Origin of the sequence: Kandleria sp. (assembly GCF_017934775.1) — a bacterium.
GTDB lineage: Bacteria > Bacillota_I > Bacilli_A > Erysipelotrichales > Coprobacillaceae > Kandleria > Kandleria vitulina.
This window is the reverse complement of record NZ_JAGBIX010000095.1, coordinates 1-4,821: the sequence shown is the minus strand read 5'-3', so window position 1 is coordinate 4,821 and position 4,821 is coordinate 1. Positions and strand designations below refer to the sequence as shown.

The 4,821-nt window shown below is 31.9% G+C and carries 8 protein-coding genes; all 8 read right to left on the bottom strand.

Annotation, left to right across the window (positions count from 1 at the left end):
- The coding region (locus J6L95_RS10075; RefSeq protein ID WP_287458349.1) for a transposase at positions 1 to 138 on the bottom strand (138 nt) is incomplete at its 3' end.
- A gap of 209 nt (positions 139 to 347) precedes the next feature.
- Positions 348 to 1,271 carry a GGDEF domain-containing protein gene (locus J6L95_RS10070; protein ID WP_287459043.1) on the bottom strand — a complete coding sequence of 308 codons (924 nt, stop codon included), beginning with the start codon at positions 1,269 to 1,271 and terminating at the stop codon, positions 348 to 350.
- A 457-nt stretch (positions 1,272 to 1,728) separates the two neighbouring features.
- Positions 1,729 to 2,043, bottom strand: a complete 315-nt coding sequence (locus tag J6L95_RS10065; protein WP_287459042.1) for a TfoX/Sxy family protein — start codon at positions 2,041 to 2,043, stop codon at positions 1,729 to 1,731.
- 11 nt (positions 2,044 to 2,054) lie between these two features.
- Positions 2,055 to 2,798: an N-acetyltransferase gene (locus tag J6L95_RS10060; protein ID WP_287459040.1), complete on the bottom strand. Its 744-nt coding sequence runs from the start codon at positions 2,796 to 2,798 to the stop codon at positions 2,055 to 2,057.
- A gap of 93 nt (positions 2,799 to 2,891) precedes the next feature.
- Positions 2,892 to 3,119, bottom strand: a complete 228-nt coding sequence (locus tag J6L95_RS10055; RefSeq protein WP_287459039.1) for a thioredoxin family protein — start codon at positions 3,117 to 3,119, stop codon at positions 2,892 to 2,894.
- A 12-nt stretch (positions 3,120 to 3,131) separates the two neighbouring features.
- Complete coding sequence (locus J6L95_RS10050; protein WP_287459037.1) at positions 3,132 to 4,130, bottom strand: permease; 999 nt, start codon at positions 4,128 to 4,130, stop codon at positions 3,132 to 3,134.
- Between the two features lies 1 nt (position 4,131).
- Complete coding sequence (locus J6L95_RS10045; RefSeq protein WP_502711016.1) at positions 4,132 to 4,332, bottom strand: ArsR/SmtB family transcription factor; 201 nt, start codon at positions 4,330 to 4,332, stop codon at positions 4,132 to 4,134.
- Between the two features lie 204 nt (positions 4,333 to 4,536).
- Positions 4,537 to 4,671: a hypothetical protein gene (locus tag J6L95_RS10040; RefSeq protein WP_287459036.1), complete on the bottom strand. Its 135-nt coding sequence runs from the start codon at positions 4,669 to 4,671 to the stop codon at positions 4,537 to 4,539.
- Positions 4,672 to 4,821 lie beyond the last annotated feature (150 nt).

The window sequence follows — 4,821 nt, the reverse complement described above, 5'->3', positions numbered from 1 at the left end:
GTCTCTTAAAATCTTACCAATTTCAATTCTTCTATAATCATAAAATGCTTTTCTCCTATATTTAGGGGCAAACACCACATGATATTTACAATTCCATTTTGTATGTGATAAACTATGTAAGTCATCTGTATATGACATAAAATCCCTCCTGTATTCAATTGCGCAGTTGGCAGACCGCACAATCATTATACAGAGGGGATTTTATCATTTACAATACCTTTACCACTTCACTGAAGTCTTAAAACAACCTCACAGCATAGCTGTGGGTTTTATTGTTTTTCAATAAAAGAGCTACTATTTCTAATAGCTCTTAATTCTTTATAAAAGTAAATGAAAGTCTACATACTCTAATGATAGGATTGTTCCATAACCTTTAATAATGCCTTACAATCGTACATTCTAAGATCTGCTCTTTCAAAGATCAGACGATAACAAGTATCCTGTCTAGGACGATATATAGATATGCCACTAGCGATAATGACGCCTTTATTTTTAACATTATTTTCAATCTCTGTTTCAAAATCAGCTAAGATCATTTTTCTATTAGTAAATTGTTTTCCCTTTAACATGACTACAAATTCATCTCCACCAATACGATAAAGATCATTATCTGTAAAATATTTAATAATTGTCCTTGTAGCTGTCATTAAAAGGATATCCCCCATCTTGTGCCCATATTTATCATTAGTACTTTTTAGATTATTGACATCAAAAACAATAACTCCAAATTCTTGAAGTTTATCTTTTAGAATCAGATCATCTATTTCCGATATTGCTTCAGAGTATGCTCTCGCACTTTTTACGTCTGTAAGCGGATCAGTATTTGCGATGAGTTCAATATTGTTAATCTGTTTTTTATACTCTTGTTCTTTTCTAAGTAATCTATCTAACTCCTGATAATGATCATCTTTCAAATTTTCTACAATAAATTTATAATAGCAACATGTTGCTATTAAACATCCAATTGAATAAAACGGAGCTGGTACATACGTCATATGTAATAAAAGCATGACAGCCATAATCAATCCAAACATTGCTCTTGCTAAAATATGCAGATGCATATTTTTATCTACAATTTTCATCAAATGAAGAAGATACAATGAAGAAGCAAAAAACAATATTGACTGGATAATAAGCAAGACTGCTCTAAATAAATAGATATGATACATACCCTGCTGATCTACAGAAAAGACAATTGGATTAAAGATATTAATTACTAATATAACCAACGTAAATAGGAAATAGACTATTCCTGAATAGTAGCAAATCATTATATACAGCGTAATCTGACTGAAGCGAATATAAATCAGCCTAATCCACAAAAGAACCGTGATTGCTAACATCATAAAATAAAAAAAAGAGGTAATCATTAAAGGAATTCTCATTCTATAAAGATAAAAGACTCCCCATAATCCATCAAAAACATATAAAGGTATCACTCCGATCACAAACATGCGAAAGCTTTTTCCAACCGGTGTGTCATATTGATAATGACGATTTACTAGTGTATCAAAATTAACTATACAATGAATAATTATAATAAATATCATCATATGGTAATAACTAATCATAATAACAATCCTTCTTCCTTAGTTTATCCCTATTCTCATTATCACTGATTTTTATCAATGTTGCCATCATTATCATATAAAAGTAAAAAAAGAGTGTTATAAAACACCCTTTATCTTCTATTTGATTTTAATCATACAGTCTTTTACTATGAACATTTTACTTTCTTTTTTTTGGAAATGGCAATTCTTCATACATGTTTTCAATCAATTCTTTTAAGAATTCTTTATTATCTATTTCTTCAATTAGAATCATTTCTTTTGCTCCCTCATAAGGACATTCTTTTTTTATGGAATGTATCATTGTCTTTGAAGACAGTGTTTCTTTTACAAGAAAACGATCATCATAGATTCCACCAAATATCTTTCCACGATAATAGAGAATATATTCTCCCATCATGGATCTGTACGTAATCTCATCTAATAATGAAAGTGCATCTAAAATATAATCCAGATAGTCTTTGTGTGATGCCATTATTTTCTCCTTTATTCATTAATTAATTTTAAAAACTTCTTTTCATTCATCTGTTCATTAGTAAGATAATCGCCATTATAGAATAAGGCATAATTAGTAATTGGTGTAGGCGCATTCTGTGCTTCTTTTTTACTTGTTAACTTGACTGTCTTAAAATCAATATTATGCTTATTAGCACATTCTACTAAAAGAGGTACATATTTACCATTGAATGGACATTGATTTGTATAATAGAGAACATACCCTTTTTCATTGATATGAGGATGCTTTGCACAAGCTTTAAAGATGGGCAAAGCTGTCTCTTCAAATGAAAGATGCCAAAGAGAAATCCCATTATCAGATTCATCTGATATACTAAAACCCTTATATTTTAAGAATTTAGGATCCGCAAGAAATGGTTTTTTCTTGTCAGAAGATAAGATACATATCCCCTTCATTCCTTTAGCTTGACTATCCCGAATACATGCGTCCAAGAGATCATTGGCATATCCATGCCCTTTTAGTGAACCTGATACCCATAGACAATTAATATACATGTAATCTTTAGCGATAATAGGGATCCATGCGTTTTGTGCAGGGACATATTCAATAAAGCATTTCCCTCTTTCTTTGCTTTTGATAAAGACTAATCCATCATCAAGGCACTCTTTCATCCATTTCTTTTTTGAAGAAACCTGTATATCATTATTCTTAGAAAGCGCACAACAGATATGTTCCTGTTCAATATTTTCTTTCGTTATAGTAATATATTCCATCGTCTATTCTCCTTATATATCATGTTAACAATATGAAAATTATGATTCAATATTTTCTATTTCTTTACATAAAAAAGGATGATAATCATCCTTTTAGATCAGCTTTTCGATATCTTTTGTTTTAAGAACTCTTCCAGTAGCAACGACTTTTTCGTCAATGACAAGAGCAGGTGTACTCATGATGCCGTAGCTCATGATTTTTTCAATATCTGTGATATATTCAATTTCAGCATCTACTCCCTTGTTTTCTACAGCTTCTTTTGTAGCTTTTAGCAATCTTTCACAGTTTTTGCATCCGCCACCTAATACTTTAATATTCATATATTTTCTCCTTTAGATGAGTATATTCTGGAATATGTTGAAGAGATATCCTACAACGATAATTCCAACAACACAAATGAAAATAAATAAGCTAAATAATTTTATTTTAATAGCTTTCTTTAACATGATTAATGAAGGCAGACTTAAGGTTGTCACTGCCATCATGAAACTCAAGATACTGCCAAGAAGTGCTCCTTTAGAAAGCAAGGCTTCCGCAATAGGAATTGTCCCAAATATATCCGCATACATTGGTACACCTACGATTGTAGCAAGTACCACGCCAAATGGATTATTGCGGCCTAGAATTGATTCAACCCAGGCTTCTGGAATCCAGTTATGGATAAATGCACCAATGGCTACCCCTATTAAAATATAAGGGAAAACTTTCTTGAATGTGAAGACCACTTGATCTTTTGCATAAGTCAAACGTTCTTTAAATGTTAAATCAGGTGCATCAATATTGACTGTGCTATTAGCATTTCTAATAAAGTCTTCAATCTGATCTTCCATATGCATTTTTTCAATAATTGTACCACCGACAACTGCAATGACTAATCCTAATACAACATAGACAACGGCTATCTTTAATCCGAAGATACTCATCAATAAGACAAGACTTCCCAAGTCTACCATCGGTGAAGAAATCAAAAATGAGAATGTTACACCTAATGATAATCCAGCATTAGTAAATCCCATAAAGATAGGAATAGATGAACATGAACAAAATGGTGTAACCGTTCCAAGTAATGCCCCAATAATATTAGCAAACAGTCCATGGAAATTTCCTAATATCTTTCTGCTTCTCTCTGGTGGAAAGAAACTTTGTATAAGGGAAATCAAGAAAATCAGTACACATAGTAATATGGTAATCTTGATCACATCATAAATAAAGAACTGAATGCTACCACCTATTCTTGTGGCAGGATTTACTCCCAATAATCTAAGTAGTCTTTCTACAAGTACATTGAGCCATTTCATCTTAAGTATCTGATCTTGTATAAGTAGCCACATACTATAGCTCCTTTCCTACTTTTTCACAATCACAAGTTACATAATCAGCAATCATTTGGCGAAAGGCGTTAACACCTTCAGAAGAAATTGAGTAATGCATCCATTTCCCTTCTTTACGTCCAATAACAAGTTCACTATCACAAAGCAATTTCATATGATGTGATAAAGTCGGCTGAGTGATATTAAGTTCTTCAAGTAGAATACAACCACACTATTCTCCATGTTGAAGACTTTTCATAATAGCTAACCTATTTTCATCCGCAAGCGCCTTTATCTTTTTAACATCTTCTCTATAGCCCATTTATTTCACCTCTCACTGTCATATTATCGTACATATGGATAATTGTAAATGTATCAATGTATTCAATAAAAAAACTAACTTCTTAATTGAAGTTAGTCATTATGATTAAAGCTGATGCACAAGCCAATTCTGTTTTCCAATAAGTTCAATGAGTTCAAGCTGTTCTTCCATCCAGTTTGCATCTTCATCTTCATCTTGCATATAATCTTTTAGAATATCATAGCTCGTCTGACACTCCAACGGCTAAAGCACGTTGGGTTCTTATATACATTCACTTCCAAATATACTCGAAAGCATATGAGACTAATGAGTTTCTATAAGACTTTCACTACCAAAGATACCATTGCATCCATTAGCGATAGCATAAGGCTCGTGTCAAAACCTATTTAT